The 772-nt window shown below is 35.4% G+C and carries 1 protein-coding gene; it reads left to right on the top strand.

The annotated features are described in order from the left end of the window. Nucleotides 1-85: 85 nt before the first annotated feature. Nucleotides 86-772: hypothetical protein (locus M0D21_RS22930; protein WP_248334403.1), on the top strand; the 687-nt coding region annotated here is incomplete at its 3' end.

The raw sequence follows: 772 nt of genomic DNA, 5'->3' as shown, positions 1-772 counted from the left end.
GAGTATATGCCGTGGTGTTAGAAACACCCTATGGAAATGCATTACAAAAGATTGTTGTAAATTAAGAGATGAATAAAGTATGAGCATGAGAAAAATTATAGTTTACATAGCGTTATCGTTTTTGTCTATAGGCTCTGCATTTGGTCAGACATTTAGTATTGAAGAACTAGATGGTGATTTTTTCCCTGGTTGTGGTCAAACGACTACTAATTACAGTTTCAATTTCGGAATTGACGCTACAAGTACTAATGGAGTGCCTACAGGATATTATGTACAAGATAGTGGTAGCGCTACAGAAGATGGAAACCCTTGTAGTTATGATGATTCTAGACAAATTAATTTGAGTATAAATAATGCTTTGTGTAATAATTATATAGAAGATGCTAGCCATTGTTGTGATGATGAGAGAGTCGAATTTAGAATAATACCGAATCTTACGATCACTACTGCAGATAATTTGCCTCCCGGGCCAGAATTAACACTTAGCGCAACGCCAGGATTTACTTCTCAAGTTTATGGTTGGAGATTCTTCGATCCTTTAACCAATTCTTGGGAGAATATGCCTGCTAGTTTTAGAGGAAATAGCAGTAATACATTTACCTTACAAGAGTTATTCAATGGTACAGGTAAAGATTATACTCAATATATAAATATACCTATAGAGTTTAGAGTTGAAATATGTAATGGATGGTTTTCAGGTAGTATAGATTTTCAGTTTATCGAAGAGTCTCCTAATTTAGTAGGCACCCCGACCCCTAGTGACACGAGTTGT

It is taken from the genome of Aquimarina acroporae, assembly GCF_023195925.1.
GTDB lineage: Bacteria > Bacteroidota > Bacteroidia > Flavobacteriales > Flavobacteriaceae > Aquimarina > Aquimarina acroporae.
The sequence above is the reverse complement of the archived record's forward strand: the minus strand, read 5'-3'. Positions and strand labels throughout refer to the sequence as shown.